We start from the raw sequence: 25,008 nt of genomic DNA on the forward strand, positions 1-25,008 counted from the left end.
GGTAGCGGTCCGCCCCTGCCGATGCCGGCACGGGGGCCCCGGTCCCCACCCGAATCCTGCGCAACACCCACGGAGATCGCAAGGCCCGCCTGATCACACAGGCGGGCCAGGTCACACAGACGGGCCGGGCCACACAGGCGGCGCGGGCCACGGGCGGCGCGGCCCGCGTACGTCCCCGCGTGTCTCCGCGTGTCCCCGCGTACGGCTCAGCCCAGCGTCTGGGCGGCCGTCTCGGAGGAGTCCTTCAGGAACTGCGAGCAGCGCATGTACTCCTCCTGCTCGCCGATCGCCTGGGCGGCACGGGCGAGGGCGTGCAGGGCGCGCAGGAAGCCGCGGTTGGGCTCGTGCTCCCAGGGGATCGGGCCGTGGCCCTTCCAGCCGCTGCGCCGCAGGGCGTCCAGACCGCGGTGGTAGCCGGTACGGGCGTACGCGTACGACTCCACGGCCGCACCCCGCTCGAACGCGTCGTCGGCCAGTTGCGCCCAGGCCAGCGAGGACGCCGGGTACCGCGCGGCGACGTCGGCGGGCGAGGTGCCCTGCGCGAGAAGCTCGCGGGGCTCCGGGTCGTCGGGCAGGTGGGTGGGAGGCGGGCCGCCGAGGAGGTTCTCGTGAATACTCATGGGTTCAGTCTGCGGCATCCCACCGGGCGGAGTGCGCCCACCCGGCGGCTCCTCGTCTCAGGCCCGCTGGTCCGGTTCCAGGGGCGGGGTCGTCACGAAGCCGTGGGTGCGGCACTCGGGGCGGCGGCACTCGGGGCCGGGGCGGCGGACGGTCGCGAAGGCGAGGAGCGCCCCCGCCACCAGCACCGCCGCGATGATCGGCATCGCCCGCCGGAACGCGGCGTCGAAGGCGTCCGCCGAGCGGTACGCCTCCGGGCCCATCCCGGCCAGCAGCGGCAGCGCGGCCACCGCGATCAGCCCGGCCGCGCGGGCCGCCGCGTTGTTGATGCCGCTGGCCAGGCCCGCCCGGGAGGTGTCGACCGAGGCGAGGACGGTGGCGGTCAGCGGGGCCACCAGGGTGACCATGCCGGCGCCCATGACCAGCAGGGCGGGCAGGACGTCGGTGACGTAGTCCGCGTCCTTCCCGACGCGCAGCATCAGCAGCATCGCGCCCGCGCACAGCAGCGGGCCGACGGTGAGCGGGACGCGCGGGCCGATCCGGTCGGCGAGGGCGCCCGAGCGGGCCGAGAACAGCAGCATGAGGACGGTCGTGGGCAACAGGGCGGTGCCCGCCCGCAGCGGTGAGTAGCCGGCCACGACCTGGAGCTGGAGGGCGGTGAGGAAGAAGAAGCCGCCGAAGGCCGCGTAGACGCACAGGGTGACCAGGTTGACCGCGGTGAACTGGCGGGAGGCGAAGATGCCGAGCGGCATCATCGGGTCGGGCACCCGCTTCTCGACGTAGACGAAGGCGACGGCGGCGGCCACTCCGGCGGTCGCGGTCAGGGCGACGGCGAGGGAGCCGCTGCGGGCCTCGATCAGGGCGTACGTCACCAGGGCGAGGGAGACGGCGCCGAGGGCGGCGCCCAGTACGTCGAAGTGGCGGTGGGCGCGGACCTTCCCGGCCGCTCCGCCGGCTTCGCCGGGCCCGGCCAGGGGGACGCCGCCGGTCGACTCGGGGACGTGCCGCAGGGCGACGGGGACGCAGACCAGGGCGAGCGGGACGTTGAGCAGGAAGACCCAGCGCCAGCCGGCGCCGTCCACCAGCCAGCCGCCCAGGAACGGGCCGACCGCCGCGCCGATGCCGCCGAACCCGGACCACAGGCCCACGGCCCGGCCCCGGTCGTCGGGGTGGAAGGACGCCTGGATCAGGGCGAGGGAGCCGGGGGTGAGCAGGGCGCCGCCGATGCCCTGGAGGGCTCGGGCGGCGACGAGGACGGTGGAACCGGGGGCGAGGCCGCACAGCAGGGACGCGGTGGCGAACCAGATCACGCCGAGCACGAAGATCCTGCGGCGGCCGTACAGGTCGCCGAGGGAACCCCCGAGGAGGATCAGTCCCGCCAGGGTGACCATGTAGGCGTTGACCGTCCACTGGAGGGTGGCGAGGTCCGCGTTCAGGTCACGGCCGATGCGGGGCAGGGCGACGTTGACGACGGTCGAGTCCAGCATGACCATGCTGGAGCCGAGCACGGTGGTGAACAGGATCCACTTGCCCTGTGCGGACGACAGCCGGATGTCGGGCATGGGTGGATCATCCCGCGTCCGGCGCCACGGGGCCAGACGAGCGACGGACCCGGCGCTCGGCGCACCGGGCCCGTCACGGACAGGCGAACACAGGTGGAGACAGGCGAGGACAGCCGGTAGCCGGTTACTTGATCTTCATGCCCGTCGAGCGCAGGTTGCCGCAGCCCTCCACCACGCGCGCCGCCATGGACGCCTCGGCCAGCTTGCCCCAGGTACGCGGGTCGTAGGCCTTCTTGGAGCCGACCTCGCCGTCGACCTTCAGGACGCCGTCGTAGTTCTTGAACATGTGGTCGGCGACCGGACGCGTGAAGGCGTACTGGGTGTCGGTGTCGATGTTCATCTTCACCACGCCGTTCTCCAGCGCGGTGCGGATCTCCTCCTCCGTGGAGCCGGAGCCGCCGTGGAAGACGAAGTCGAACGGCTTGCTGTCGGCCGGGCGGCCGAACTTCGCCGCGACACCCTCGTTGAGCTCCTTCAGCAGGTCGGGGCGGAGCACGACGTTGCCCGGCTTGTACACGCCGTGGACGTTGCCGAAGGACGCGGCCAGCAGGTAGCGGCCCTTGTCGCCCAGGCCCAGGGCCTCGGCGGTGCGGATAGCGTCGTCGACCGTGGTGTACAGCTCGTCGTTGATCTCGTGGCTGACGCCGTCCTCCTCGCCACCGGTCGGGGTGATCTCGACCTCAAGGATGATCTTGGCGGCGGCGGTGCGGACCAGCAGCTCCTGCGCGATGGCGAGGTTGTCGGCGAGGGTCTCCGCGGAGCCGTCCCACATGTGGGACTGGAACAGCGGGTTGCGGCCGGCCTTCACGCGCTCCTCGGAGATCGCGAGCAGCGGACGTACGTACCCGTCGAGCTTGTCCTTCGGGCAGTGGTCCGTGTGCAGCGCGATGTTGACCGGGTACTTCTCGGCGAGCACGTGCGCGTACTCGGCCAGGGCCACGGCACCCGTGACCATGTCCTTGCTGTACTGGCCGCCGAGGAACTCGGCACCACCGGTGGAGATCTGGACGATGCCGTCGCTCTCCGCCTCCGCGAACCCGCGCAGCGCCGCGTTCAGGGTCTGGGAGGACGTCACGTTGATGGCCGGGTAGGCGAACTTGCCTGCCTTCGCCCGGTCGAGCATCTCGTTGTAGACCTCGGGGGTTGCGATGGGCATCTGTCCGCTCCTTGTATGTGCGGGGTGCGTTCTGCGTGTTTACGGCCCTGACCTAGGGAGTGACGTCATCGTCGGCCCCATCTTCGCAGACGATGCCGGATGCTTCGGACACCCTGTCCAGCCTGTGGATGACGGGTCGCGCGGCCCGGACCGCACCGCCGTCCGTGCCTCAGTCCAGGCCCAGGTCGTCCTTCGAGTACGCGAAAACGTACGGCACGCCCGCCTTCTCGGCGACCGTCTCGGCGGCGCCCGTCGCCCGGTCCACGATCGTGGCGACCCCGACGACCTCGGCGCCGGCCTCCCGCAGCGCCTCGACGGCGGTGAGCACCGAACCGCCGGTGGTGGAGGTGTCCTCGACGGCGAGGACCCGGCGGCCCGCGACCTCGGCGCCCTCGATACGACGCTGCAGCCCGTGCGCCTTGCCCGCCTTGCGCACGACGAACGCGTCCAGCGTCCTGCCGCGCGCGGCGGAGGCGTGCAGCATCGCGGTGGCCACCGGGTCGGCGCCCAGGGTGAGGCCGCCGACCGCCTCGTAGTCCAGGTCGGCGGTCAGGTCGAGCATGACCTGACCGACCAGCGGGGCGGCCACGCCGTCGAGGGTGATGCGGCGCAGGTCGACGTAGTAGTCGGCTTCCTTGCCCGACGACAGCGTCACCTTGCCGTGCACCACGGCCTTGTCCTTGATCTGCTGCAGCAGCTCGCCGCGAACGTCACTCATGGCAGCCAGCTTAAGCGCGGCGCCAGCTCCAGGTCGTCGTGGCCTCCAGCGGTTCCAGGGGTGTGACCAGGTGCGGGTGGGTGTTCAGGCCGTCGGGCGGGCCGGTCTGCGGCTCCACGCACACCGCGGCCTCCTGCTCGTCGTAGACGACGACCCATTTCTCCGGGCTGGTCACCCTCAGCTCCAGCTGCCCGGGCCAGGTGAGCGTGACGTCGACGCCGTCGGGCATGCCGAAGCAGTCGTCCCAGGGGCCGGGCTTGGGGTCGACGCGGTGACCGGTGGGCAGATGGTCGTCGCCGCGCTCCTCCTGCCAGGCCGGGGCGAAGTCCAGCCGCGCGTCCTGGGCGCCGGGTCCGCCGAGGTTGCGGTGGAACCACGGATGCCAGCCGATCTGCGCCGGGAAGGAGGACTCGTACGTCTCGACGGACATCGTCAGGGTCAGGGAGTCCTCGGTGAGCGCGACCATCTGGGTGACCCGGCCGCGATAGGGCCAGGGGTCGACCAGGTCGTACGTGATCACCGCCTCGTCCGCCGAGACGCGGGCCGTGTGCCAGGCGCCGTCTCGGGCGGTGCCGTGGATGGCGTGCGGCGGGGAGTTCAGCGGCATCTGGTGAACGGTGGCGCCGTCCCGGAACCGGCCCTCGCGGATCCGGCCGCACCAGGGGACCATCGGGAAGCAGCCGAACCTCTCGCCCTGGCGCAGCAGTTCCAGCCCGCCCACCCGGAGCCCTCCGATGCGGCCGCCGTTGCCCGGCTGCACGGTCGCTTCCGCGTCGCCCGCGGTCAGCGTGATGTCTTCGTTACTCACGGAACGAGGCTACTGGCCCGATCAACAGGGCGTTCCGCGCGCCGTCCGCGCACGCCGTGGCGCGTGCCGCGGCGTCACCGGCGGCGTCTGAGAGCCCGGCCCACGACGATCGCCGAGGCCACGACCAGTGCGGCGGCGGGGGCGGCCCAGCGGAGGGTGGGCGTGGCGGAGACGGTGAGCGGCGCGGGGACGGGTGCGTAGCGGCCGCGCGGCGGGGCGTGGTCCACTTCCTCCGCGCTGCGCCCGATCATCGTCCGCCGTGCGTGCGCCGCCTCGGCGGGCGGCTCGGGGGCGTCGTCGAAGCCCTCGGCGAGGGACATGTCCGCGTCGAGGGACATGTCCTCGTCGTCGCGGTCCGGCCGGTCCTCCCCGCCGTCCTCTTCGTCCGCTTCCCCCGCTTCGTCCGCTTCCCCCGCTTCGGCCGCTTCGGCCGCTTCGGCCGCTTCGGCCGCTTCGGCCGCTTCGGCCGCTTCGGCCGCTTCGGCCGCTTCTGCCTCGCGGTCGTCGTCCTCGGCGAGGGGATCGAGGGAGGACGGCGGGACCTCGGTGTCGAAGACGGAGACGTGCTCGGCGGAGCCCGGTTCGGAGAGGCGGGGTCCGGGGGCCTCCTCCGGGGGCGGTACGGGCGCGTCGTCCGCATCCGGTGTCGTCTCGAAGTCGCCCGTCGCCAGCGGGGCGAAGTCCTCCGTCGCCAGGGCCTCGGCGGACTCGGCGGGCTCGAGGGGCTCGGCGGGCACGATGGGTTCCGCCGGCTCCGCAGGTTCCGCCGGCTCCGCAGGTTCCGCCGCCAGGTTCTCCGCGAAACGGCTCAGCAGCCGGATCACGGCTGCCCGTACGGCATCCGGGTCGAGCTCGGTGAGCCGGCCGCCGGCCGAGGCGGTGCCGTCGAAGGCGAGGGCCGAGCCGTCGTCGGTGTCCCGCAGCCGGATGGTGAGCGCGAGGTCCACCGAACCCGTGCCGCGGGACTCCGTGGCGGCGCCCTCGACGCCGTACGTCCCGTCGTCGCGGGCGGAGACACGCAGGGTGCCGCGGTAGGTGACGGAGTGACTGCCGACGCGCACCTTGAGCCGACCGGCGACGGGCTCGGCGCCCGGGTCCTGCTGGAGTCCGGGCACCGCCCGGGCGACCCGCGCGGGGTCGGCGAGCGCCGCCCGCAGCCGCCGGGCCGGAACCGGAACGAACACCTCGTGCTCCATGTCAGCCGAGCGTACCCAGTGCGGGCCGGGAATACCCTCTCCTCGCCCGCAACGCCCCCACGCCCTGCTCCCCCGCTCCCCCGCTTCCCCGCTCCCCCGCGCCTCACGTGCCCGCACCGCGGTCCGGCGCCGGTCAGGGCTCGCCGCCGGGGCGTACCAGGCCCGACTCGTAGGCCAGTACCACCGCCTGGGCCCGGCTGGCCACGCTCAGTTTGGCCATGGCGCGGTTGAGGTGGGTCTTCACCGTGGCCTCGCTGATGAAGAGGCGGTCGGCGGCCTCGGCGTTGGTCAGGCCCCGGGCGACCAGTCGGAGGACCTCCAGCTCGCGGCTCGTCAGCGCGCGCAGGGCGGCCGGCGCATTCGCGGGCGCCGTCGGGGTGTCCGCCCGCTGTGTGAACGCCTCCACCAGCCGTCGGGTGACCACCGGAGCGAACAGGGAGTCGCCGCCGTGCACGGCGGTCACCGCGGCCAGCAGGCGCTCCGGACCCGCGTCCTTGAGGAGGAAACCGGCCGCGCCGGCCCGCAGGGCGCCGTACACGTACTCGTCGAGGTCGAAGGTGGTGAGGATCAGGACGCGCGGCGCGGGGTCCGCCGCCTCGGAGAGGATCCGGCGGGTCGCCTCGATCCCCGTCATCCCGGGCATGCGGATGTCCATGAGGATCACATCCGGCCGGGTCTTCGCGGCCAGGGTCACCGACTCCGCCCCGTCGGCGGCCTCCCCGACGACCTCCATGCCGGGAGCGGCGCGCAGCAGCGCGACCAGCCCGCTGCGCACGAGGAACTGGTCGTCGACCACCAGCACTCTGATCATCCCGTGACGGTGTCTCCCCGGCGTGCGGCCTGCTCCGACGTCGGCAGGGTCAGATGCACGCCGAATCCACCCTCGCGCCGCGGGCCGACGACGATCGTCCCGCCGTAGAGCTTGGCGCGCTCGCGCACGCCGATCAACCCGTGGCCGCCGGGTGCGGGCATTCTGTCCGGATCCATCCCCCTTCCCCGTTCCTCGAGGTGCCCGTCGTCGGTGACCGACACCGTCATCTCGCCCGCCCGGTAGACGAGTTCGACGGCGGCTGCGGCACCTGGGGCGTGCTTGAGCACATTCGTCAGGGCCTCCTGGACCACCCGGTAGACGCACAGCTGTACTCCGGGCGACAGCGGTCTCGGCTCGCCGTGCACCCTCAGATCGACCGGGACGCCGCCCGCGCGGACCCGCTCCACCATCTCCTCCAGCCGGTCGAGGCCGGGCGTCGGCTCGGTGGCGGCGCCGTGTTCCCCCGCGCCGTCCGTGCCGTCCACGCCGTCCGCGCGCAGCAGGCCCAGCATGCGTCTGAGCTCGGCCAGCGCCTCGCCGCCGGCGTCGGCGATGGTGGAGAGCGCCTCGCGCGCGGTGCGGCCGTCGGAGTCGAAGACGAACCGGGCGAGGCCCGCCTGGACGTTGATCACCGCCATGTGGTGGGCGACCACGTCGTGCAGTTCGCGCGCGATCCGCACGCGTTCCTCCGCGACCTCGCGCCGGGCCCGTTCGGCCTGTTCGGCGCGGAGGCGTACGGTCAGCTCGGCGGTCCTGCGGGCGACGTACCCGAACCGCCACAGCACGAGCGGGTATCCGATCGCCTGGCCCACGACGGACGCCATCGAGTCGGAGTGGCTGATCGCTCCCGCGTAGATCCACACACCGCCCATCAGGGCGGCGCACACCGCGGTGACCCGGTTGGACCGGGTGGCGGCCACCGTGTACAGGGCGACCATGGCGGCGGGCGAGTTCACCACCGGCCAGTACCCGAGGGTGACGTAGACGGTCCAGGAGAGGTGGACGACGACGAAGACGGTGAGCGGGGCCAGGCCGCGCAGCGCGAGCGGCAGGTTGGTCAGGGCGACCAGCGTCCAGGCGAACGCGTCCAGCGGCGGCCATCCCTGTCTGGCGGCCTCGGCGCCGAGCAGGCACGCGACGGTCGTCGGCGCCAGGGCCGTCAGACCGTCGACCGTGAGGGGGCGGATCCGCATCGCCGCAGGGTAAACCCGTGCGTGGGCCGCGACGTCAGCTTTTCGCGGTACCGCGAAAGATGCAGGGACCACGCGGCTACCGCACAGGGTGTGCAGGAGATCCACCCGGTGACGGATTCCGCCGCCTCGGGGCCGCCCGTACGTTCGTGGGGCGACGGTGGCACGGGGCCGCCGAGCCGGGGGAAGCACGGGGGATCCACGGGGGGACGCTTGGGGGGAAGGCGGCCCGTTCCGCTCCGGGAGACAGGGGGAACGGGCCGCCCGGGCGAGCCCGGCACCTGCCCCGGCGCCGCCCCCACACCTGCCCGGCGCTGCCTCCACGCGCCGGCCCCGGCCCCCTACAGGAACGTTGCCTCAGTCGGCGTAGCGCGGGGCGATGAGGGTCGAGGGCGGGAGGCCGGGGACGCGGGTGGTGGCGGCGGCACGGACGGCTGCGGCGAGGGTGGCCGGGGCGAGCGTGCGCGGGCGCGGGGCGCGGGGATCCAGTGCCAGGACCGGCGGGGTGCGGGAGGCCAGGACGAAACCCCAGTCGCGGGGCGCCCGGGTGGCGCCGGCCGTCCGGTCGGGTCCGGCGGCGAAACCGGAGTCGCCGCCGGGCACACGGTAGGCGACCGTCCGCAGGCCGGCCGCCCGGACCGTCGCCTCCACCGTCCAGAACGCGCGCGGGCGCGAGACCACCGGCCCCGCGTGCACCACCAGCCGGCCGCCGGGCGCCAGGGCGCGCCGGGCCAGGCCGTAGAACTCCTGCGCGTACAGCTTCGTGCTCGCCGTGATGCCCGGGTCCGGCAGGTCCTCGATCACCACGTCGTACGCCCCCGCCGGCGCCCCGCGCAGCCAGCCGAAGGCGTCGGCCACGGTCACATGGAGGCGGCGGTCGCCGTACACGTGCCCGTTCAGCCGGGCGAGCCCCGGGTCGGTGCGCGCCAGGCGGACGACGGCCGGGTCGACTTCGACGATGTCCACACGGCGCACACCGGGGTGGCGCAGCACCTCGCGGGCGGCGAGGCCGTCACCACCGCCGAGGATCAGCACACGCGCGTGCGGGCCGGTCATCGCGGGGTGGACGAGCGCCTCGTGGTACCGGCGCTCGTCCTGGCCGCAGACCCGCAGCCGCCCGTCGAGGAACAGGTCCAGCGGACGGCCGCGGGTGCCGCCGGTGAGGACGACCTCCTGGACGCCGGTCTGCTCGGCCACACGGACGTCGTCGCCGTAGACCGCGTGCCGTGCCGCGCGTTCGAAGTCGCCGACCAGGGCGGCGGCCGAGGCGAGCAGGCCGAGCACGGCGAGGTTGGCCACGAGCAGCAGCCAGCGTCCGCGCCGGGTCAGGTCCCGCCGGAACAGGCCGAGCACCAGCGTCCCGCCGGCCACCACGTTGACGGCGCCGGTGAGCAGCGCCCCGGTCAACTGGCCCAGCAGCGGCAGCAGCAGGAACGGGAAGGCGAGACCGCCGACGAGCGCGCCGACGTAGTCGGCGGCGAACAGATCGGCGACCGCGCCGCCCGCATCCTGCCGGCGGATGCGCTGGATCAGCTCCATCAGCAGCGGGACCTCGGCGCCGATCAGCAGGCCGATGGCGAGCGAGAAGGCGACCAGGAGACAGCGCGGGCCGCTCGCCCACAGGCCGCCCCAGTCGCCGGTCCAGGCGAAGACGGCGTACAGCGCCATGGCACTGCATCCGCCGACGAGCGCGAGCGTGGCCTCGATCGCGCCGAAGGCGACGGCGGCGCGCCGGCGCAGCCGCTTCGCGGCGAGCGAGCCGATGCCCATCGCGAACACCATGACGGACAGCACGACGGACGCCTGCGTGACCGAGTCGCCGATCAGGTACGAGGCGAGCGCGACCAGTTCGAGTTCGTACACGAGTCCGCAGGCCGCGCAGACGAAGACGCCCGCGAGCACGAGCAACCGGCCGGTTCCCGGCCGGACGGGCAGCCTCGCGGGGCCGCGCCAGGATGACACCGGGCAGGGCGGGGCCGTGCCGGGCGGGGCCGGGGCGTGCGGTTCGATCACGACTGCGACGTTACGTCACGGGTGTGGGACGCTTCGTCACCCACACGTGTGGAAAATGGGGCTTTTGAGGCATCGCTGGTTTGGGCACGAGGAGTTGGCGGGGACCCGTGCGGGGACCCCGGTTGACGGGCGCCCGTGCGGGGGACGCCGGTTCGACGGAGACAACCCGTGCGGGGGAGGCCGGTTGACGGACAACCGCGCGGCGGGCGTTCGTTGACGAATATCGCTTCCGGGCCGGTCAGTCGGCGGGAACCCGGGCACGTCGGCGCGCGCCCACCCGGGTGCGGGTCGCCACCAACTGGCCGTCCTGCGGGTAGGCGTGCCAGGTCCGCCAGTGCACCTGTCCCTCCTTCTGCTGGGCGAGCAGCGCGGTGAACGCGTGCGGACTGCCCGGGAACACGCCGGCGAGGCCGTGCGGATGGTCGGAGACGAGGGCCAGCAGCTCCTGGGCGCGGCCGGCGAACGACCCCGGCGACAGTTCCTCGACGCGCGCCGCGAACTCGTACTCCCAGTCGCCGACGCGTTTGGCGACGCCGAGCGGCAGGGGCGTACTGGAGCCCGCGATGCACGCCACCGTCTCCGAGCAGATGCCCCGCTCTTCCTCCAGGAGCACCTGGTGGGACGCGCCGAGCAGTCTCAACTGCAATTTCTTTCCTGACAGTTCGAGGTCGAGGGTGGCCAGCGCGGGCAGCGGCTCGCGTCCCAGGGCCCAGGCGAGGTCGGCCGCACGCGTGTCGGTGTAGGAGGTGTTGAGGGTCGTGAGCATGGATCGGCTCCGCTAGCACGCAAAGAACGAAGAAAAGGGGGGCTTGGGCCGGCACACCCCGGTCCACAGGGAGAGCACGGCCCGGTCAGCCCGGTTCAGAAGAGGTGTGAGCAGGACGTCCTGGGGGCTACGTCGGCTCGGCGTGTGAGAAGGGAATCATGAACGGTGGCGCCGCCACAGCGTTTTTACCCAAGTTCGTAGGCTTTCCATCCCTCAGAGGGCCTACCTGCTCAACTGTTCAACCACGGCGTGCGCCGGGGCGCGCGCGACGGCGCGCGACGGCGCGCGGCACGCCCGGCGAGCCCACGCGAGGGCCTCCGCCGGGCCCGCGCCAGGGTCCGGCCGCCCGAAACCCTGCCGTTCGAAACCCGGCCGACCGAAACCCTGCCACCCGGGTCAGCTGCCTCCGCCGCAGCCGCCCCCGCCGCACGACGAACCGCCGCCGCAGGAGGAGGAGGACCCGCCGCACGAGGAGGACCCGCCGCACGAGGAGTGCCCCCCGCAGGAGGAGTGCCCGCCCGAGTGATGCCCGCCGGAGTGGTGGCCGCCGGACGACGAACCGCCGCCGTCCCCCGCCGCCCACCAGCCGCCACCCCCGCCGCTCGCGCTCCCGCCGTACGCCCGTACGCGCCGGCCGCCCTTGGACAGCCGCACCTTCCGGCCGCCACCGGACCTGCCGCGCGCCGCGGAGGCCATCGAGACCACGAACAGCACCGCGATCACCGCCAGAACGATGCCGAAGACCATGGCGTCACGCTCCTTCCGCTCCCCCGGGTACCACCCCCGGAACGCCCCCCGTGGGCGCCTGAAATCGGTGCGTGCTGCGGGGATGCCCGGCCACCGCACGGGCCAAAGCACACTTGAGGAAGTCCAGAGCTTCGGCGCAGGATGACCGGCATGACCTCCAGCGCACGCCCCTTCCTCAATCGCCGGCTCGCCGAGTTCGGGACGACGATCTTCGCCGAGATGTCCGCCCTGGCCACGCGGACCGGGTCGATCAACCTGGGGCAGGGCTTCCCCGACACCGACGGGCCCGAGGAGATCCGGGAGGCGGCGGTGCGGGCGCTGCGCGAGGGCCGCGGCAATCAGTACCCGCCGGGCCCGGGCGTCCCCGAGCTGCGCACCGCCGTCGCGGCGCACCAGCTGCGGCGGTACGGGCTGTCGTACGACCCGGACACCGAGGTGCTGGTCACCGCGGGCGCCACCGAGGCCATCGCGGCCTCGCTGCTGGCGCTGCTGGAGCCCGGGGACGAGGTGGTCGCCCTGGAGCCGTACTACGACTCCTACGCGGCCTGTATCGCGATGGCGGGGGGACGACGGGTGCCGGTGACGCTGCGCCCGCACCACGGCGAGGGCGGCCCGTCGTTCCGGCTGGACCTGGACGAGCTGCGCGCCGCTGTGACCGGCCGGACCCGGCTGCTGCTGATCAACACCCCGCACAACCCGACGGGCACGGTGCTCACCCGCGAGGAGCTGACCGCGATCGCCGAGCTGGCCGTGGAACGGGATCTGCTGGTGGTCACGGACGAGGTGTACGAGCACCTGGTCTTCGACGACGCCGAGCACATCCCGCTCGCCACCCTGCCCGGGATGCGCGAGCGGACGGTGACGATCGGCTCGGCGGGCAAGACGTTCTCGTTCACCGGCTGGAAGGTCGGCTGGGTCACGGCGGCGCCCGCCCTGGTGACGGCGGTGCGATCGGCGAAGCAGTTCCTGACGTATGTGGCCTCGGGGCCGTTCCAGTACGCGGTCGCCGAGGCGCTGGCGTCCCCCGAGTCGTACTTCACGGCCTTCCGCGAGGACATGCGGGCCAAGCGGGAGGTGCTGGCGGCGGGGCTCGCCGAGGCGGGCTTCACGGTGTTCCGGCCCGCGGGCACCTACTTCGTCACCACCGACATCCGCCCGCTGGGCGAGACGGACGGCTTCGCCTTCTGCCGGTCGCTGCCCGAGCGGGCCGGCGTGGTCGCCATCCCGAACGCGGTCTTCTACGACCACCGCGAGGAGGGCGCGCCGTTCGTCCGGTTCGCCTTCTGCAAGCAGATCCCGGTCCTGGAGGAGGCGGCCCGGCGTCTGAAGGCCCTGGCGGGCTGACCGGCCGCCCGCGCGCCGCTCCGCTCCCGTGCTCACGGCGAGAGCCCGGCCCGGGCACACGGTCTCGGTGACCTGTGCCCCTGGCCGGGCTCTCACTCGCCTGCGGGGTGCGCGGGGCGGCGGGTCACTCCTCGTCGGTCTCGGGACCGCCGTCCTCGGGTCCGTCGGCCTCGTTGATGTCCTGCTCCAGGCCGAGCTGCTCGACGAGCCACCGGTCGAACTCCAGCGCGGCCCGCACCCAGCTGACCGTGGAGGAGACGAAGTGCTCGAGGCTCACGCCCATGCCGATCAGCATCTGCGCCTCGCCGATGAGGCGGACGGTGCCGTCGTCGTGGGTGTGGGTGTAGACCTTGGGCCACAGGGTGCGCCGGTTCCAGTCGTCGATGGACTCCAGCAGCTGCGGCTTCTCGTCGATCTTGTGCGGCCGGTCGTAGAACGTCCGCACCGAGAAGACCTGCTGGTCGGCCTCGCCGCGGAACATGAAGTACGTGCGGAACTGCTCCCACGGCGCGACGAGGTCACCCTCCTCGTCGACGAGGTGCTTGAGCTCCATCTGGTCCAGGAGCTGCTTCACAAGATCCTGGTCCGGGACGACGGGGCCCGCCGGTCCTTGGGGCTGCGGCTCGGGCTGGCCCCCGAAGTTCGGAATCGAGGACGGGTCGATGCTCACCGTGTTTTTCCCTTCGTACGGATCCCGCCATCCTCCCCCATGCGGGGAGGGGCGTGGCAAGCCCGCCGGGCGCTTGTCAGCCCTGGGCTGACATGATCCGGCCGACGGGTGGACGTCGGGCGGGTGGAGGTGGGGGCCATGACCCGGACACGGACCGGAAGGGCGGAGCAGCCCGGCGCCGGCGGGGCGCCGCGGGGCCGGACGAGGTGGTGGCTGGTCGCGGCGGTCGCGGTGCTGCCGGCCATGGCCCTGCTCCCCTTCCTCGTCGCCTTCGTGGGCATGGCCTTCTCCGACTCCGAGTACCCACTCGGCGGAGGGCCCAAGGCGGTCTCCTGCACGCAGGCTCTCGCCTTCGGCGGGGCGGCCCTTCCGGACGGCGCCGCACCGGTCGGGGGGTGCGTGGAGCAGGGCTGGCAGGACGTCTCCTACAGCGCGGACTTCCGGATGCCGCGGGCCGCTGTCCGCGACTGGCTGCACCGCACCTACCCGGACGCCCCGGCGCCGGAGACGGGGTTCTGCACCGACGACGCGGATCTGTGTCTGGAACTGAGCTACCTGCGGGGCCTGCCCGAAGGGGTGGGCGCCGACGTCGTACAGGTGAACGTGACGTACGAGGACTCCGGCACCGCCCTGGTCGGGTTCGCGGCGTTCACGACATGAGCGCGGCGGCCCGCCACCCGACTTCCGGGTGACGGGCCGCTTGGGCGCGTGGCCGCGTGGCCGCGTGGGCGCGTGGGCGCGTGGGCGCGTGGGCGCGTGGGCGCGTGGGCGCGTGGGCGCGTGGGCGCGTGGGCGCGTGGGCGCTACAGCGTCTTGCCCGTCGCCGGACCCACCAGGAGGCCCTCACCGAAGCGGTCGACGCGGACCGTGTCGCCGTCCTTGATCTCGCCGGACAGGATCTCCTTGGCGAGGCGGTCGCCGATGGCGGTCTGCACCAGGCGGCGCAGCGGACGAGCGCCGTAGGCCGGGTCCATGCCCTCGTCGGCCAGCCACGCCAGGGCCTCCGGCGTGACCTCCAGGGTCAGGCGGCGCTCGGTGAGGCGGCGGGCCAGGCGGTCGATCGCCAGCCGGGCGATCCGGCTCAGCTCGTCCTTGGTCAGGGCCGAGAAGACCACCAGGTCGTCCAGGCGGTTGAGGAACTCCGGCTTGAAGGAGGCCCGCACCAGCTCGAGGACCTGCTCCTTCTTCTCCTCCTCGCTCGTGATCGGGTCGATCAGGAACTGGCTGCCCAGGTTGGAGGTGAGGATCAGGATCGTGTTGCGGAAGTCGACCGTGCGGCCCTGGCCGTCGGTCAGGCGGCCGTCGTCGAGCACCTGGAGCAGGATGTCGAAGACCTCGGGGTGGGCCTTCTCCACCTCGTCCAGCAGGACCACGCTGTACGGGCGACGGCGCACCGCCTCCGTGAGCTGGCCGCCCTCCTCGTAGCCGACGTACCCGGGCGGGGCGCCGACCAGCCGGGCCACGCTGTGCTTCTCGCTGTACTCCGACATGTCGATGCGGACCATCGCCCGCTCGTCGTCGAAGAGGAAGTCCGCGAGCGCCTTGGCCAGCTCGGTCTTGCCGACACCGGTCGGGCCGAGGAAGAGGAAGGAGCCCGTGGGCCGGTCGGGGTCGGAGATGCCCGCGCGGCTGCGGCGCACGGCGTCGGAGACGGCGCGAACGGCCTCGCCCTGCCCGATCAGCCGCTTGCCGATCTCGTCCTCCATGCGCAGCAGCTTCTGCGTCTCGCCCTCCAGCAGGCGGCCCGCCGGGATGCCGGTCCAGGAGGCGACCACGTCGGCGATGTCGTCCGGGCCGACCTCCTCCTTGACCATGGTGTCCCTGGCGGCCTCCTCCTCGGCCTGCGAGGCGGCCTCCAGCTCCTTCTCCAGGCCCGGGATCTCCCCGTACAGCAGCTTGGAGGCGGTGTCGAAGTCGCCGTCGCGCTGGGCGCGCTCGGCCTGTCCGCGCAGGTCGTCCAGCCGCTCCTTGAGCTCACCGACGCGGTTGAGGGACTGCTTCTCCTTCTCCCAGCGGGCGGTCAGGCCCCGCAGCTCCTCCTCCTTGTCGGCGAGGTCGCGGCGCAGCTTCTCCAGCCGCTCGCGCGAGGCGGCGTCGGTCTCCTTCTCGAGCGCCAGCTCCTCCATGCGCAGCCGGTCGACGGCGCGCTGGAGCTCGTCGATCTCCACGGGCGAGGAGTCGATCTCCATGCGCAGCCGGGAGGCGGCCTCGTCGACCAGGTCGATCGCCTTGTCGGGCAGGAAGCGGGAGGTGATGTAGCGGTCGGACAGGGTCGCGGCGGCCACCAGGGCGGAGTCGTTGATCTGCACCTTGTGGTGGGCCTCGTAGCGGCCCTTGAGCCCGCGCAGGATCGCGATGGAGTCCTCCACGCTGGGCTCGGCGACCAGCACCTGCTGGAAGCGCCGCTCCAGCGCCGGGTCCTTCTCGATCCGCTCCCGGTACTCGTCGAGCGTGGTGGCGCCGACCATGCGCAGCTCGCCGCGGGCCAGCATCGGCTTGAGCATGTTGCCGGCGTCCATGGCGGAGTCGCCGCCGGCGCCCGCGCCGACGACGGTGTGGAGCTCGTCGATGAAGGTGATGATCTGGCCGTCGGACTCCTTGATCTCGGCCAGGACCGTCTTCAGCCGCTCCTCGAACTCGCCGCGGTACTTGGCGCCCGCGACCATCGCGCCGAGGTCGAGGGCCACCAGCCGCTTGTCCTTCAGCGACTCGGGCACGTCGCCCTTGACGATCCGCTGGGCGAGCCCCTCGACGACGGCGGTCTTGCCGACGCCGGGCTCGCCGATGAGGACCGGGTTGTTCTTGGTGCGGCGCGAGAGCACCTGCACGACGCGGCGGATCTCCTGGTCGCGCCCGATGACGGGATCGAGCTTTCCTTCCCGCGCGGCCGCGGTGAAGTCGGTGCCGAACTTCTCCAGGGCCTTGTACCGGCCCTCGGGGTCGGGTGTGGTCACCCGGCGCCCTCCCCTCGCCTTCTGGAACGCCTCTTGCAGCTTCTTCGCACCGGCGCCCTGCCGGGTGAGCACCTCGCCGGCCGCGCCGCCCTTGGCGGCGACGCCGATGAGCAGGTGCTCGGTGGACAGGTACTCGTCGCCCAGCTCCTTCGCCCGGCTCTGCGCGTCCGCGATCACGGCCAGCAGCTCGCGGTTGGGCTGCGGCGGGGCGACGGTGGAGCCGGTCACACTGGGCAGCGACGCGAGCACGCGCTCGGCGCCGGAGCGGATGGAGGCCTGGTCGGCGTCGACGGCCGACAGCAGGTCGATGATGTTCTCGTTGTCCTGCCCCTCGAGCAGGGCGAGGAGCAGGTGGGCAGGGGTCAGGTCGGGGTGTCCCCCGGTCACGGCCCGGTTTCCGGCCGCGTTGATCGCGTCCCGGCTCCTGTTGGTCAGCTCGGCGTCCACGGTCGCTTCTCTCCTCCTCGGCGTCAGCGGTCTGCCACGTCTCCCAGTGCTGACTCAATCAACGTGCACAAAGTTGAGTCTATTCCACTCAAGGCAGCACTCAAGAGGGGGGCGGCACTCAAGGGGGCACTCGGAGGGTCGGCCCCGTGATTCCCGTTCCCGCAAAGGCGCGCGTTAGGTTCCATGCCATGGCCACCACGTACAGCATCGACCCGGGCGCTCCCGACCCCGCCTATCTCGGCTTCTGGCAGGAGCGGCATCTGTGCACCCTGACGACGCTCCGCCCCGACGGCACCCCGCACGTGGTGCCGGTGGGGGTGACGTACGACCCCGAGGCGCGGCTGGCCCGGGTGATCACCAACAAGGCGAGCGCGAAGGTGGGCCACGTCCTCACGGCCGGGGAGCAGGGGGCGCCGGTCGCGGTGTGCCAGGTGGACGGCCGGCGCTGGGCCACGCTGGAGGGCCGCGCCTTCGTCCGCACGGAACCGGAGCGCGTCGCGGAGGCGGTACGGCGCTACGCCGAACGCTACGGCCGCACACCGGGCCCCAACCCGTCCCGAGTGGTGATCGAGATCGAACTGACCCGGGCGCTGGGGCGCGGCTGAGGACGACGGGTCCGGCGACGGGACGGGCGACAACCGTGCGACGAGCCCGGCGACCGGCGATTTCCCGTCACGGGCCGGATCCACGCGTTCCCGGAGATTCCGGGGAAAACTGCAGCGGCGTCACCGTGTTCAGGTCACGGTGACGCCGCTGCGGGGGGAAGTACCTGAGCGATCTGTTGCGACGGGGGAATCGCGTCAGGCACTGCGGGGGGTGGCTGAGGTAGTTCGTAGGGTCGCGGGCTCCGGCGCCACCTGCCGGTGATCCCGCTGGTCCAGGTTCACAAAGATCATTCCGTAGCGGACGGCACACCGTACGGGCTGTGGCGCCCCGCGGGGCCGCCGCAGGCACCGGAAGGCCCGTACGTCTCCGTCCTCGTCCCGCGTGACGACGACCGGCTCACCGAAGACGGTCACCATCAACGAGTCACCACTGTGGGGGAGGGCGGTGACCAGGTCGATGAAGTGCCAGCCCGAGCGGTAGGCCGTGGCCATCTCACGGCGGAACGAGCGGTCGTCGGGAGGAGTCGTCACGTCATCCCCTCACGTCGCCATCCGCGGGAGCGATCGGCCAACTCGTGTCACTTGCGGTCGACGCGGCTACTGCCGGCCAGCTGGTGTCCGCCCGAACGTCGCCCTTCTCGCCTGAGAAGCCGGCCCACAGTCCCATGGCCGCAGCGGCGGAGAAGGCGGCAACAAGTACCGAGCGAAGCATTCTCTTGCCCATAGTCGGCTTCGTCCTCACTTGAAGGTCCCCTCTTCCCCCGTCGAGTACGACGATGGCTCATTCGGGCACGTCATGGCCACATAATCGATGCATCATGTTCCTGCATGTTCAGGACCCTGGGGGGTGGAGATTTGGCGACGAATCAGACTAAAAACATACATCCCCATGCGGCCACCGAGATGTGTGAGGAAGGTGCGCGCCTCTACGCGAACGCTCTACGAGCAGGACGCATCGCGCGCACGGAGGCGGAACCCGCCCCCTGCCTCATGGAGTTCGCGCTGCTCCACCCGGACCCGGACGATCCGGACTGGCTGCGACCGGTTCCGGCGTCCGTGGCGCTGGCCCAGCGGCTGACCCCGCTGGAGCGCGAGATCGCCGAACGCAGGCGCCTGTCAATCCAACTGGCCGACGCCTTCGAGCCGTTCATGACGCTCAGCGCCCATATGACGGCGGGCACGGACTCCCTCACCGTGCTGGAGGGCGGCGACCGCATCAACGCCGCCCTGAACCTGGCCACCTCCCAGTGCCAGACCGAGGTCCTCACGATCCAGCCGAGCGACCGCTACACCGAGCGCAGCCTGCTCAGAGGACTGGAGCGCGACCGGCCCCTGATCGAGCGGGGCGTACGGATCCGCACCCTGTACCAGCACACGGCGAGGTACAACCCGGAGAAGCTGGCGTACGTGGCGCAGCTCGCCGACGGCAAGGTGGAGTACCGCACCATCGACGAACTGGTGGAGCGGCTCATCATCTGCGACGAGACGGTGGCCTTCATCCCCACCCGGGACGACCAGCAGGTCGCCCTGGAGCTGCGCCACCCCGGCCTCGTGCGCTATCTGATCAAGGTGTTCGAGTTCATGTGGGACCGTGCCGTGCCCCTGACCGCCGGCGCCCCCTACGAGACCGCCGCCGACGGCATCACCAGCATCCAGCACTCCATCGCCAAACTGCTCGTCGAGGGCCACGTCGACGAGGCCATCGCCCGTCGTCTGGGCATGAACGTGCGCACCTGCCGGGCCCACATAGCCAAACTCGCGGGCGCCCTGGGCAGCGGCAGCCGCGCCCAGCTCGGCTATCTCATCGCCCAGTCCGGGATCCTGCAGCAGGAGGAGCGCTGAACGGCGGGGAGGCGGAGGCCGCAGGCGCGGCGGGCGCCACCCGCACGGACGCGGGAGGCCACCGGGAGCACCCCCCGGACCGCCTGTGCGCGGCGGGCTCGGCGCTGTACGAACGCGCCCTGCGCGAGGGAGGGGTGGCGGCCGAGGACGCGAACCGTGCGCCGTGCCTGGTCGACTTCGGCCTGCTGCACCCCGCCGTCGACGACCTGGGCCGCCTGGAACCGCTCGCCCCCGCCACCGCCCTGCACCGTCTGCTGCGCACCGCCGAGGAGCGCGTCGCCGCCGAACGGCGGCGGCAGGAGCGGCTGGCCAGGACGTTCGAACCGCTCCTGCGGATCGGGGACCCGCGCGCCGGGACCGCCGACACGCCCGGGCTGAGGATCCTCAGCGGTACCGCGCGGATCAACCTGGCCATCACCGAGGCCATGGCCGAGGCGACCCGGGAGATGCTGTGCATCCAGCCCAGCGCCCACTACGGCAGCGGGCGCGGTGAGGCCGCGCAGGCCGTCGCCATGGGCCGCGACCAGGCCCTGCTCGACCGCGGCGCCCGCATCCGCACCCTCTACCAGCACACCCAGCGTCACGCTCCGCTCGTCCTCGCCCGCTACGAGCGGCTGCGCGGCGACGCGGAGGCCCGCACCCTGGACGAGCTCACCGACCGCCTCCTCGTCATCGACCGCGCGGTCGCCCTCATCCCCGCCAACGAGGACGGCACGCTCGCCCTCGAAGTGCGCCACCCCGCGCTGATCTCCTACTTCGTCACCACCTTCGACCGGCTGTGGCGGCTGGCCACCCCCATGTACCCGCAGAGCGTCCAGCGGCCGCCGGCCGGCGGCGTCACCCCCCGCCAGCGCGCCATCGCCGGCCTGCTGGTGGAGGGGCACACCGACGCCGTCATCGCCGAGCGGCTGGGCATGAACGTACGCACCGCGCGGGAGCACATCGCCAAGCTGGCCGCCTGGCTGGGCAGCACGAGCAGGGCCCAGCTCGGCTATCTCATCGCGCGATCCGGGATCCTTGACCAGGAACACTGAGCGGGACGGGACCGGAGGTGCCCGGCGGGCCGTCCAGGCCGGCCTGGGCGATCCGGACGCCCAGCTGCGTACGGCTGGCCGCGCCCAGCGTCTCCGACAGACGGGCGATGTGCGCACGGCAGGTGCGCACGCTGATGCCCAGCCGCTCGGCGATCACCGCGTCCTGGTGGCCCTCCGCCAGCAGCGCGGCGATGGACCGCTCGCGGTGGGAGATGCCCTCGATACCGGTGTCGGGCAGCGGCGCGGTCAGCGGGATCGCCAGCCGCCACAGCCGTTCGAAGACCGTCACCAGGTACTCCACCAGCGCCGGGTGGCGCAGCTCCAGCGCCATCGTGCGGTCGGCGTTGGCGGGGATGAAGGCGACCGTGCGGTCGAACAGGATCAGCCGGTCGATCACCTCGTCCAGCGTCCGCGCCTCGACCGCGTCGCCCATCAGCTCCAGGTAGTTCAGCAGCCCCTGGCCGTGCCGGGCCACATGCGTGTACAGGTCGCGCATGCGCACCCCCCGGCCGCGCAGCGCCAGCGCCCGGTGCAGGCCCTCCGACAGCTCGTGCTCGCGGCGGATGCCGCCGGGCTGGACGGTCAGCACCTCCGCCCGGCACGCCTCCGTCGCCTCGTCCATGGCCGCCTGGATGCGGGACAGGCCGTCCAGGACGCGGATCGCCGTGCCCTCGGCCGCGGCCCGGTGCTGCTGGACCCGGCTGCCCAGGCCCGCGTACCGCTCGAAGGCCGCCACCGCCGAGCCCACCCGCCGGTGGCTCTCGCTGACCTCCTCGTACATCCCGCGCAGCAGGCGGGTCATGACCTCCTGCGGCGCGGTCGGCACCAGGTAGTCCATGTCGTCGGGGTCCGGGTGCAGCAGGGCCAGTTCGAGCAGACAGGGCACTGGATCGGCGTCCCGGCGCGGCACCCGTCCGCGCCGTACGGCCCGGGAATACACGCGATCCCCGGCCTCACACAGTCGGTCGGCACCGTGTGGATGTTCCTGAGTTCCGCGCCCGGCCATGCCCCATCACACCCCCGGCTTCCGCGTCTTCGCAGCGCAACTATGCGCGGCCCGGACCGGCTGTGCAACACGGCTCCCCGCGCCCCGGACACCGGAAACGGCCGGTATCACCCGGTGTGCACCGGGCTCTCGGAGGGCGTGGCGTGTCACGGACGGCCGGCCGGGGTGCGGCCGGCACGGACGAGTCCTACTTCAGCTTCGCGGCCGCGCAGGCGGACTTGTACGGGGCGGTGCAGATCTCGGACACCTTGTAGATGCCGTCGGCCACGACCGTGTCCTGGATGTTGCCCTTGGTCAGGGCGACGACGGGCACCAGCTGCGCGGGAATGCCCTTCTGGGTGGCGTTGGCGACCTTGTCCCGGGTCAGGGCGTCGAACTGGATGTCCTTGCCCTGGACCTTGGCGATGGCCATCTCGGCGGCGTTCTCCGCCTCCGTCGGATAGGACTTGTACACGCTCATGTACTGCTCGCCGGTCAGGATCCGCTGCACCGCGTCGAGTTCGGCGTCCTGGCCGGTGACCGGGGGCAGCTTGGAGACGCCCGCGGCCTTGAGGGCCTTGATGATGCCTCCCGCCAGACCGTCGTTGGCCGAGTAGACACCGGCGATGTTGTTCTTGCCGATCTCGCTGATCGCCTGGGCCATGTTGGCCTGGGCGTTCTCCGGCTTCCAGTCCTTGGTGTCGTAGGACTTGGCGATCGTCACCTTGCCGTTCAGCTGGTTGAGGGCGCCCTGCTTGAACTGCTTGGCGTTCGGGTCGGTCGGCGAGCCGTTCATCATGACGATCTTGTCGGAGCTGTCCACCCCCGAGCCCAGCGCCTCCAGCAGCGAGCGGCCCTGCACCTCGCCGACCAGCTCGTTGTCGAAGGAGATGTACGCGTCGATCGGACCCTCGGCGAGCCGGTCGTAGGCGATGACCGGGATGCCCGCGTCCTTGGCCTTCTTCACCTGGGCGGCGATGGCGTGCGAGTCGACGGCGTCGAGCAGGATGACGTCGACCTTCTCGTCGATCATCCGCTGCATCTGGTCGGCCTGCTTGGAGGCGCTCGCGCCGGCGTTGGCGTAGTCCACCACGCCCTGCTTCTTGGTCAGCTCGGCGACCTTGCTCCTGATGATGGGGGCGTCGAACTTGTCGTAGCGGGTGTTGGCGGTCTCCGGCAGCAGCAGACCCACCTTCACGTCGTTGCCCTTGGTCGGGCTCGCGTCGGCGCTGCTCCCTGAATCACCGAGCGCCCCGCAGGCGGTCAGCGAGAAGGTCAGCGTGGGCGCGGCCACGGCTATGGCGATACGACGCATCGAGGTGCTCACTTCTGGTGCCTTCCGGACGAGGGCGCAGCATTGCGACCCAGGTGACTGAAAAGCCAACGCGGAGGCGCCCACCGCCGTCAAGCGGAACCACTTAACGAGATGACAACACCACGCTCCGCTTTCTGCGTGAAGAGCCTGCGAACCCTCACCGAACCCTCTCCAAACGCCCTTTACGGACCCTCCATCCAACGAACGTTCATCGGCCGGCAAAGATCCGTACAACCGGCCGGGCGTGCGAGCGGACGCACAACCGACCGAACGAACTCGGCCAGGCACCGCCCTGTGCGACCGCGCCCAGGCACGGCGAAGGGGCGGGAGGCGGTCCTGTCCCCAGGCACGGCGAAGGGGCGGGAGGCGGTCCTGTCCCCAGGCATGGCGAAGGGCCGGGAGGCGGTCATGAGGCGGTCATGCCTCCCGGCACGGCGAGGGGCCGGAAGGCGGTCATGAGGCGGTCATGCCTCCCGGCACGGCGAGGGGCCGGAAGGCTGTCTGCCTCCCGGCCCCTGGTTCCGCGCGTGTGCGGCCCGCGCAGGCCCGCCGGGCCGTCAGTCCGGCTGCTGCCGCTTCGGGCGCCAGACGACCAGGGCGCTGGTCTGCTGGACCTCCTGGTACGGGACCAGGTCGCGGCGGTAGGAGGCGTGGACGGCGGCCTCGCGCTGGCGCATCGTGGCCGCGGCGCCCTCCAGAGCGGCCTGCAGTTCCGCGACCCGGGACTGCAACGCGGCGACCTGGTTCTCCAGTTCGATGATCCGCTTGATGCCGGCCAGGTTGATTCCCTCGTCCTGCGACAACTGCTGCACCTGACGGAGCAGTTCGATGTCGCGGGCCGAGTAGCGGCGGCCCCGGCCGGCGGTACGGTCGGGCGACACCAGGCCCAGCCTGTCGTACTGACGGAGGGTCTGCGGGTGCAGTCCGGACAGCTGAGCGGCAACGGAGATGACGTACACCGGTGTGTCTTCCGTCAGTTCGTACGGGTTGCGACGGCGCCCGTCCATCTCCCTCATGCTCCCTTCGCGGCCTCGAACAGCTCCGCCCGCGGGTCCTCGCCCGCGGTCGCCTCGCGATACGCCTCCAGCGCGTCACGAGCCTTCCCCGACAGGTCCTTGGGGACACGCACCTCCACGGTGACCAGCAGGTCCCCGCGAGTGCCGTCCTTGCGGACCGCGCCCTTGCCACGGGCCCGCATCGTACGGCCGTTCGGCGTGCCCGGAGGCAGCTTCAGCGTCACCGGCGGCCCGCCGAGCGTGGGCACCCGGACCTCGCCGCCGAGCGCGGCCTCCGGATACGTCACCGGCACGGTGACCGTGAGGTTGTCGCCCCGGCGCCCGAAGACCGGGTGCTCGCCGACGTGCACCACCACGTACAGGTCGCCCGCCGGTCCGCCGCGCTCGCCCGGGGCGCCCTTGCCGCGCAGTCGGATGCGCTGCCCGTCGTTCACCCCCGCCGGGATGCGGACCTGCATCGTCCGGGACGACTTGGCGCGCCCCGAGCCGTTGCAGACCTCGCACGGGTTCTCCGCGATCAGCCCGCGGCCCTTGCAGTCCGGGCACGGGTCGGTCAGCGAGAAGCCGCCGCCCGAGCCGCGCGCCACCTGGCCGGTGCCGACGCAGGTCGGGCAGACCCGCGGCGTGCCGTTCTTGTCGCCGGTGCCCGAGCAGGCCTTGCACGGCTGCTGGCTGGACATCCGCAGCGGCACCGTGGCGCCCTCGATGGCCTCCGTGAAGCTCAGCGTGACCTCGGACTCGACGTCCTGGCCGCGCCGCGGCTGGGTGCGCGTGCCGGCGCCCGCGCCACCACGGTTGAACAGGCCCCCGAAGACGTCACCGATTCCGCCGCCGAAGCCGCCGCCGCTCTGGGCGCCGCCTCCGAAGAGGTCGCCCAGGTCGAAGTTGAAGGAGCCGCCGCCCGCCCCCGGCCCGGGGCGGAAGCCACCGTTGCCGAACAGGGTGCGGGCCTCGTCGTACTCCTTGCGCTTCTTGGGGTCGCCGAGCACGTCGTTCGCCTCGGAGATCTCCTTGAAGCGCTCCTCGGCCTTGGCGTTGCCCTTGTTGGCGTCCGGGTGGAACTCGCGGGCGAGCTTCCGGTACGCCTTCTTGATCTCGGCCTCGGTGGCGTCCTTGGGGACGCCGAGGACCTTGTAGTAGTCCTTCTCGATGAAGTCCTTGGTGCTCATCCCCGACGTCCCTCCTCTCCTGCGCCGTCACTCACGACGCCC

The 25,008-nt window shown here is 72.3% G+C and carries 23 protein-coding genes; 5 read left to right on the top strand and 18 right to left on the bottom strand.

Features of this window, described 5'->3' with window-relative positions; genetic code table 11:
- Positions 1 to 206 precede the first annotated feature (206 nt).
- The 11 genes from R2S09_RS00640 to R2S09_RS00690 form a co-directional block, all read right to left on the bottom strand.
- Positions 207 to 620: a DUF3151 domain-containing protein gene (locus tag R2S09_RS00640; RefSeq protein ID WP_306188801.1), complete on the bottom strand. Its 414-nt coding sequence runs from the start codon at positions 618 to 620 to the stop codon at positions 207 to 209.
- Between the two features lie 57 nt (positions 621 to 677).
- Complete coding sequence (locus tag R2S09_RS00645; protein WP_316739158.1) at positions 678 to 2,180, bottom strand: MFS transporter; 1,503 nt, start codon at positions 2,178 to 2,180, stop codon at positions 678 to 680.
- A 124-nt stretch (positions 2,181 to 2,304) separates the two neighbouring features.
- Complete coding sequence (fbaA, locus tag R2S09_RS00650) at positions 2,305 to 3,336, bottom strand: class II fructose-bisphosphate aldolase (protein WP_306188804.1); 1,032 nt, start codon at positions 3,334 to 3,336, stop codon at positions 2,305 to 2,307.
- A gap of 169 nt (positions 3,337 to 3,505) precedes the next feature.
- Complete coding sequence (pyrE, locus tag R2S09_RS00655; protein WP_189898315.1) at positions 3,506 to 4,054, bottom strand: orotate phosphoribosyltransferase; 549 nt, start codon at positions 4,052 to 4,054, stop codon at positions 3,506 to 3,508.
- A gap of 10 nt (positions 4,055 to 4,064) precedes the next feature.
- The gene (locus R2S09_RS00660; RefSeq protein WP_306188807.1) at positions 4,065 to 4,862 is read right to left on the bottom strand and encodes an aldose 1-epimerase; all 798 of its coding nucleotides are present in this window, start codon (positions 4,860 to 4,862) and stop codon (positions 4,065 to 4,067) included.
- 74 nt (positions 4,863 to 4,936) lie between these two features.
- Complete coding sequence (locus R2S09_RS00665; RefSeq protein ID WP_316739160.1) at positions 4,937 to 6,058, bottom strand: SRPBCC domain-containing protein; 1,122 nt, start codon at positions 6,056 to 6,058, stop codon at positions 4,937 to 4,939.
- Positions 6,059 to 6,191: 133 nt separating this feature from the next.
- Complete coding sequence (locus R2S09_RS00670) at positions 6,192 to 6,869, bottom strand: response regulator transcription factor (RefSeq protein ID WP_316739162.1); 678 nt, start codon at positions 6,867 to 6,869, stop codon at positions 6,192 to 6,194.
- Complete coding sequence (locus R2S09_RS00675) at positions 6,866 to 8,062, bottom strand: sensor histidine kinase (protein WP_316739164.1); 1,197 nt, start codon at positions 8,060 to 8,062, stop codon at positions 6,866 to 6,868. Before R2S09_RS00675 ends, R2S09_RS00670 begins: the two co-directional genes overlap by 4 nt.
- A gap of 354 nt (positions 8,063 to 8,416) precedes the next feature.
- Entirely contained in the window at positions 8,417 to 10,072 is a 1,656-nt protein-coding gene (locus R2S09_RS00680) for a polyamine aminopropyltransferase (RefSeq protein ID WP_316739165.1), read from the bottom strand.
- A gap of 238 nt (positions 10,073 to 10,310) precedes the next feature.
- Positions 10,311 to 10,838, bottom strand: a complete 528-nt coding sequence (locus R2S09_RS00685) for a DUF2617 family protein (RefSeq protein WP_306188817.1) — start codon at positions 10,836 to 10,838, stop codon at positions 10,311 to 10,313.
- Positions 10,839 to 11,234: 396 nt separating this feature from the next.
- Entirely contained in the window at positions 11,235 to 11,585 is a 351-nt protein-coding gene (locus R2S09_RS00690) for a hypothetical protein (RefSeq protein ID WP_316739168.1), read from the bottom strand.
- 141 nt (positions 11,586 to 11,726) lie between these two features.
- Between R2S09_RS00690 and R2S09_RS00695 the strand changes: the two genes are divergently transcribed.
- Entirely contained in the window at positions 11,727 to 12,929 is a 1,203-nt protein-coding gene (locus R2S09_RS00695; protein ID WP_306184882.1) for a pyridoxal phosphate-dependent aminotransferase, read from the top strand.
- 124 nt (positions 12,930 to 13,053) lie between these two features.
- On the opposite strand, the gene R2S09_RS00700 is transcribed toward R2S09_RS00695, so the two are convergent.
- A complete protein-coding gene (locus R2S09_RS00700; RefSeq protein ID WP_306184880.1) occupies positions 13,054 to 13,599 on the bottom strand; it encodes a YbjN domain-containing protein in 546 nt (181 codons plus the stop codon).
- A gap of 138 nt (positions 13,600 to 13,737) precedes the next feature.
- Between R2S09_RS00700 and R2S09_RS00705 the strand changes: the two genes are divergently transcribed.
- A complete protein-coding gene (locus R2S09_RS00705) occupies positions 13,738 to 14,259 on the top strand; it encodes a hypothetical protein (protein WP_306184878.1) in 522 nt (173 codons plus the stop codon).
- Positions 14,260 to 14,402: 143 nt separating this feature from the next.
- On the opposite strand, the gene clpB is transcribed toward R2S09_RS00705, so the two are convergent.
- Positions 14,403 to 17,000, bottom strand: a complete 2,598-nt coding sequence (gene clpB, locus R2S09_RS00710) for an ATP-dependent chaperone ClpB (RefSeq protein WP_316739177.1) — start codon at positions 16,998 to 17,000, stop codon at positions 14,403 to 14,405.
- A gap of 188 nt (positions 17,001 to 17,188) precedes the next feature.
- Between clpB and R2S09_RS00715 the strand changes: the two genes are divergently transcribed.
- Complete coding sequence (locus R2S09_RS00715) at positions 17,189 to 17,605, top strand: TIGR03618 family F420-dependent PPOX class oxidoreductase (RefSeq protein ID WP_316739179.1); 417 nt, start codon at positions 17,189 to 17,191, stop codon at positions 17,603 to 17,605.
- Between the two features lie 195 nt (positions 17,606 to 17,800).
- Here the strand turns inward: R2S09_RS00715 and R2S09_RS00720 are convergent, their stop codons facing one another.
- Positions 17,801 to 18,136: a hypothetical protein gene (locus R2S09_RS00720; RefSeq protein ID WP_030173891.1), complete on the bottom strand. Its 336-nt coding sequence runs from the start codon at positions 18,134 to 18,136 to the stop codon at positions 17,801 to 17,803.
- Between the two features lie 297 nt (positions 18,137 to 18,433).
- Here R2S09_RS00720 and R2S09_RS00725 point away from each other — a divergent pair, with 297 nt between their 5' ends.
- The gene (locus tag R2S09_RS00725) at positions 18,434 to 19,447 is read left to right on the top strand and encodes a helix-turn-helix transcriptional regulator (protein ID WP_306184870.1); all 1,014 of its coding nucleotides are present in this window, start codon (positions 18,434 to 18,436) and stop codon (positions 19,445 to 19,447) included.
- 83 nt (positions 19,448 to 19,530) lie between these two features.
- A complete protein-coding gene (locus R2S09_RS00730; RefSeq protein WP_316739576.1) occupies positions 19,531 to 20,481 on the top strand; it encodes a helix-turn-helix transcriptional regulator in 951 nt (316 codons plus the stop codon).
- Here R2S09_RS00730 and R2S09_RS00735 read toward each other — a convergent pair.
- From R2S09_RS00735 to dnaJ, 4 genes are all read right to left on the bottom strand, one after another.
- Positions 20,444 to 21,487 carry a LuxR C-terminal-related transcriptional regulator gene (locus R2S09_RS00735; RefSeq protein ID WP_399143903.1) on the bottom strand — a complete coding sequence of 348 codons (1,044 nt, stop codon included), beginning with the start codon at positions 21,485 to 21,487 and terminating at the stop codon, positions 20,444 to 20,446. The two genes, R2S09_RS00730 and R2S09_RS00735, sit on opposite strands and share 38 nt — an antisense overlap.
- A gap of 187 nt (positions 21,488 to 21,674) precedes the next feature.
- Entirely contained in the window at positions 21,675 to 22,781 is a 1,107-nt protein-coding gene (locus R2S09_RS00740) for a substrate-binding domain-containing protein (RefSeq protein WP_316739577.1), read from the bottom strand.
- 557 nt (positions 22,782 to 23,338) lie between these two features.
- On the bottom strand, positions 23,339 to 23,788 hold the full coding sequence (locus R2S09_RS00745; RefSeq protein WP_190176550.1) for a heat shock protein transcriptional repressor HspR: 450 nt from the start codon (positions 23,786 to 23,788) through the stop codon (positions 23,339 to 23,341).
- A gap of 5 nt (positions 23,789 to 23,793) precedes the next feature.
- Complete coding sequence (gene dnaJ / locus R2S09_RS00750) at positions 23,794 to 24,966, bottom strand: molecular chaperone DnaJ (protein ID WP_306184861.1); 1,173 nt, start codon at positions 24,964 to 24,966, stop codon at positions 23,794 to 23,796.
- Positions 24,967 to 25,008 lie beyond the last annotated feature (42 nt).

Origin of the sequence: Streptomyces sp. MK7 (assembly GCF_032658145.1) — a bacterium.
GTDB lineage: Bacteria > Actinomycetota > Actinomycetes > Streptomycetales > Streptomycetaceae > Streptomyces > Streptomyces spiralis.

What these genes read in the sequence shown, in the direction of transcription:
- pyrE (WP_189898315.1), bottom strand. Translation starts at nt 4,054, where the DNA reads ATGAGTGACGTTCGCGGCGAGCTGCTGCAGCAGATCAAGGACAAGGCC.
- R2S09_RS00645 (WP_316739158.1), bottom strand. Translation starts at nt 2,180, where the DNA reads ATGCCCGACATCCGGCTGTCGTCCGCACAGGGCAAGTGGATCCTGTTC.
- R2S09_RS00695 (WP_306184882.1), top strand. Translation starts at nt 11,727, where the DNA reads ATGACCGGCATGACCTCCAGCGCACGCCCCTTCCTCAATCGCCGGCTC.
- R2S09_RS00705 (WP_306184878.1), top strand. Translation starts at nt 13,738, where the DNA reads ATGACCCGGACACGGACCGGAAGGGCGGAGCAGCCCGGCGCCGGCGGG.
- R2S09_RS00690 (WP_316739168.1), bottom strand. Translation starts at nt 11,585, where the DNA reads ATGGTCTTCGGCATCGTTCTGGCGGTGATCGCGGTGCTGTTCGTGGTC.
- dnaJ (WP_306184861.1), bottom strand. Translation starts at nt 24,966, where the DNA reads ATGAGCACCAAGGACTTCATCGAGAAGGACTACTACAAGGTCCTCGGC.
- R2S09_RS00665 (WP_316739160.1), bottom strand. Translation starts at nt 6,058, where the DNA reads ATGGAGCACGAGGTGTTCGTTCCGGTTCCGGCCCGGCGGCTGCGGGCG.
- R2S09_RS00740 (WP_316739577.1), bottom strand. Translation starts at nt 22,781, where the DNA reads ATGCGTCGTATCGCCATAGCCGTGGCCGCGCCCACGCTGACCTTCTCG.
- R2S09_RS00685 (WP_306188817.1), bottom strand. Translation starts at nt 10,838, where the DNA reads ATGCTCACGACCCTCAACACCTCCTACACCGACACGCGTGCGGCCGAC.
- R2S09_RS00670 (WP_316739162.1), bottom strand. Translation starts at nt 6,869, where the DNA reads ATGATCAGAGTGCTGGTGGTCGACGACCAGTTCCTCGTGCGCAGCGGG.
- R2S09_RS00675 (WP_316739164.1), bottom strand. Translation starts at nt 8,062, where the DNA reads ATGCGGATCCGCCCCCTCACGGTCGACGGTCTGACGGCCCTGGCGCCG.
- R2S09_RS00715 (WP_316739179.1), top strand. Translation starts at nt 17,189, where the DNA reads ATGGCCACCACGTACAGCATCGACCCGGGCGCTCCCGACCCCGCCTAT.
- R2S09_RS00745 (WP_190176550.1), bottom strand. Translation starts at nt 23,788, where the DNA reads ATGGACGGGCGCCGTCGCAACCCGTACGAACTGACGGAAGACACACCG.
- R2S09_RS00640 (WP_306188801.1), bottom strand. Translation starts at nt 620, where the DNA reads ATGAGTATTCACGAGAACCTCCTCGGCGGCCCGCCTCCCACCCACCTG.
- R2S09_RS00735 (WP_399143903.1), bottom strand. Translation starts at nt 21,487, where the DNA reads ATGGCCGGGCGCGGAACTCAGGAACATCCACACGGTGCCGACCGACTG.
- R2S09_RS00725 (WP_306184870.1), top strand. Translation starts at nt 18,434, where the DNA reads ATGTTCAGGACCCTGGGGGGTGGAGATTTGGCGACGAATCAGACTAAA.
- fbaA (WP_306188804.1), bottom strand. Translation starts at nt 3,336, where the DNA reads ATGCCCATCGCAACCCCCGAGGTCTACAACGAGATGCTCGACCGGGCG.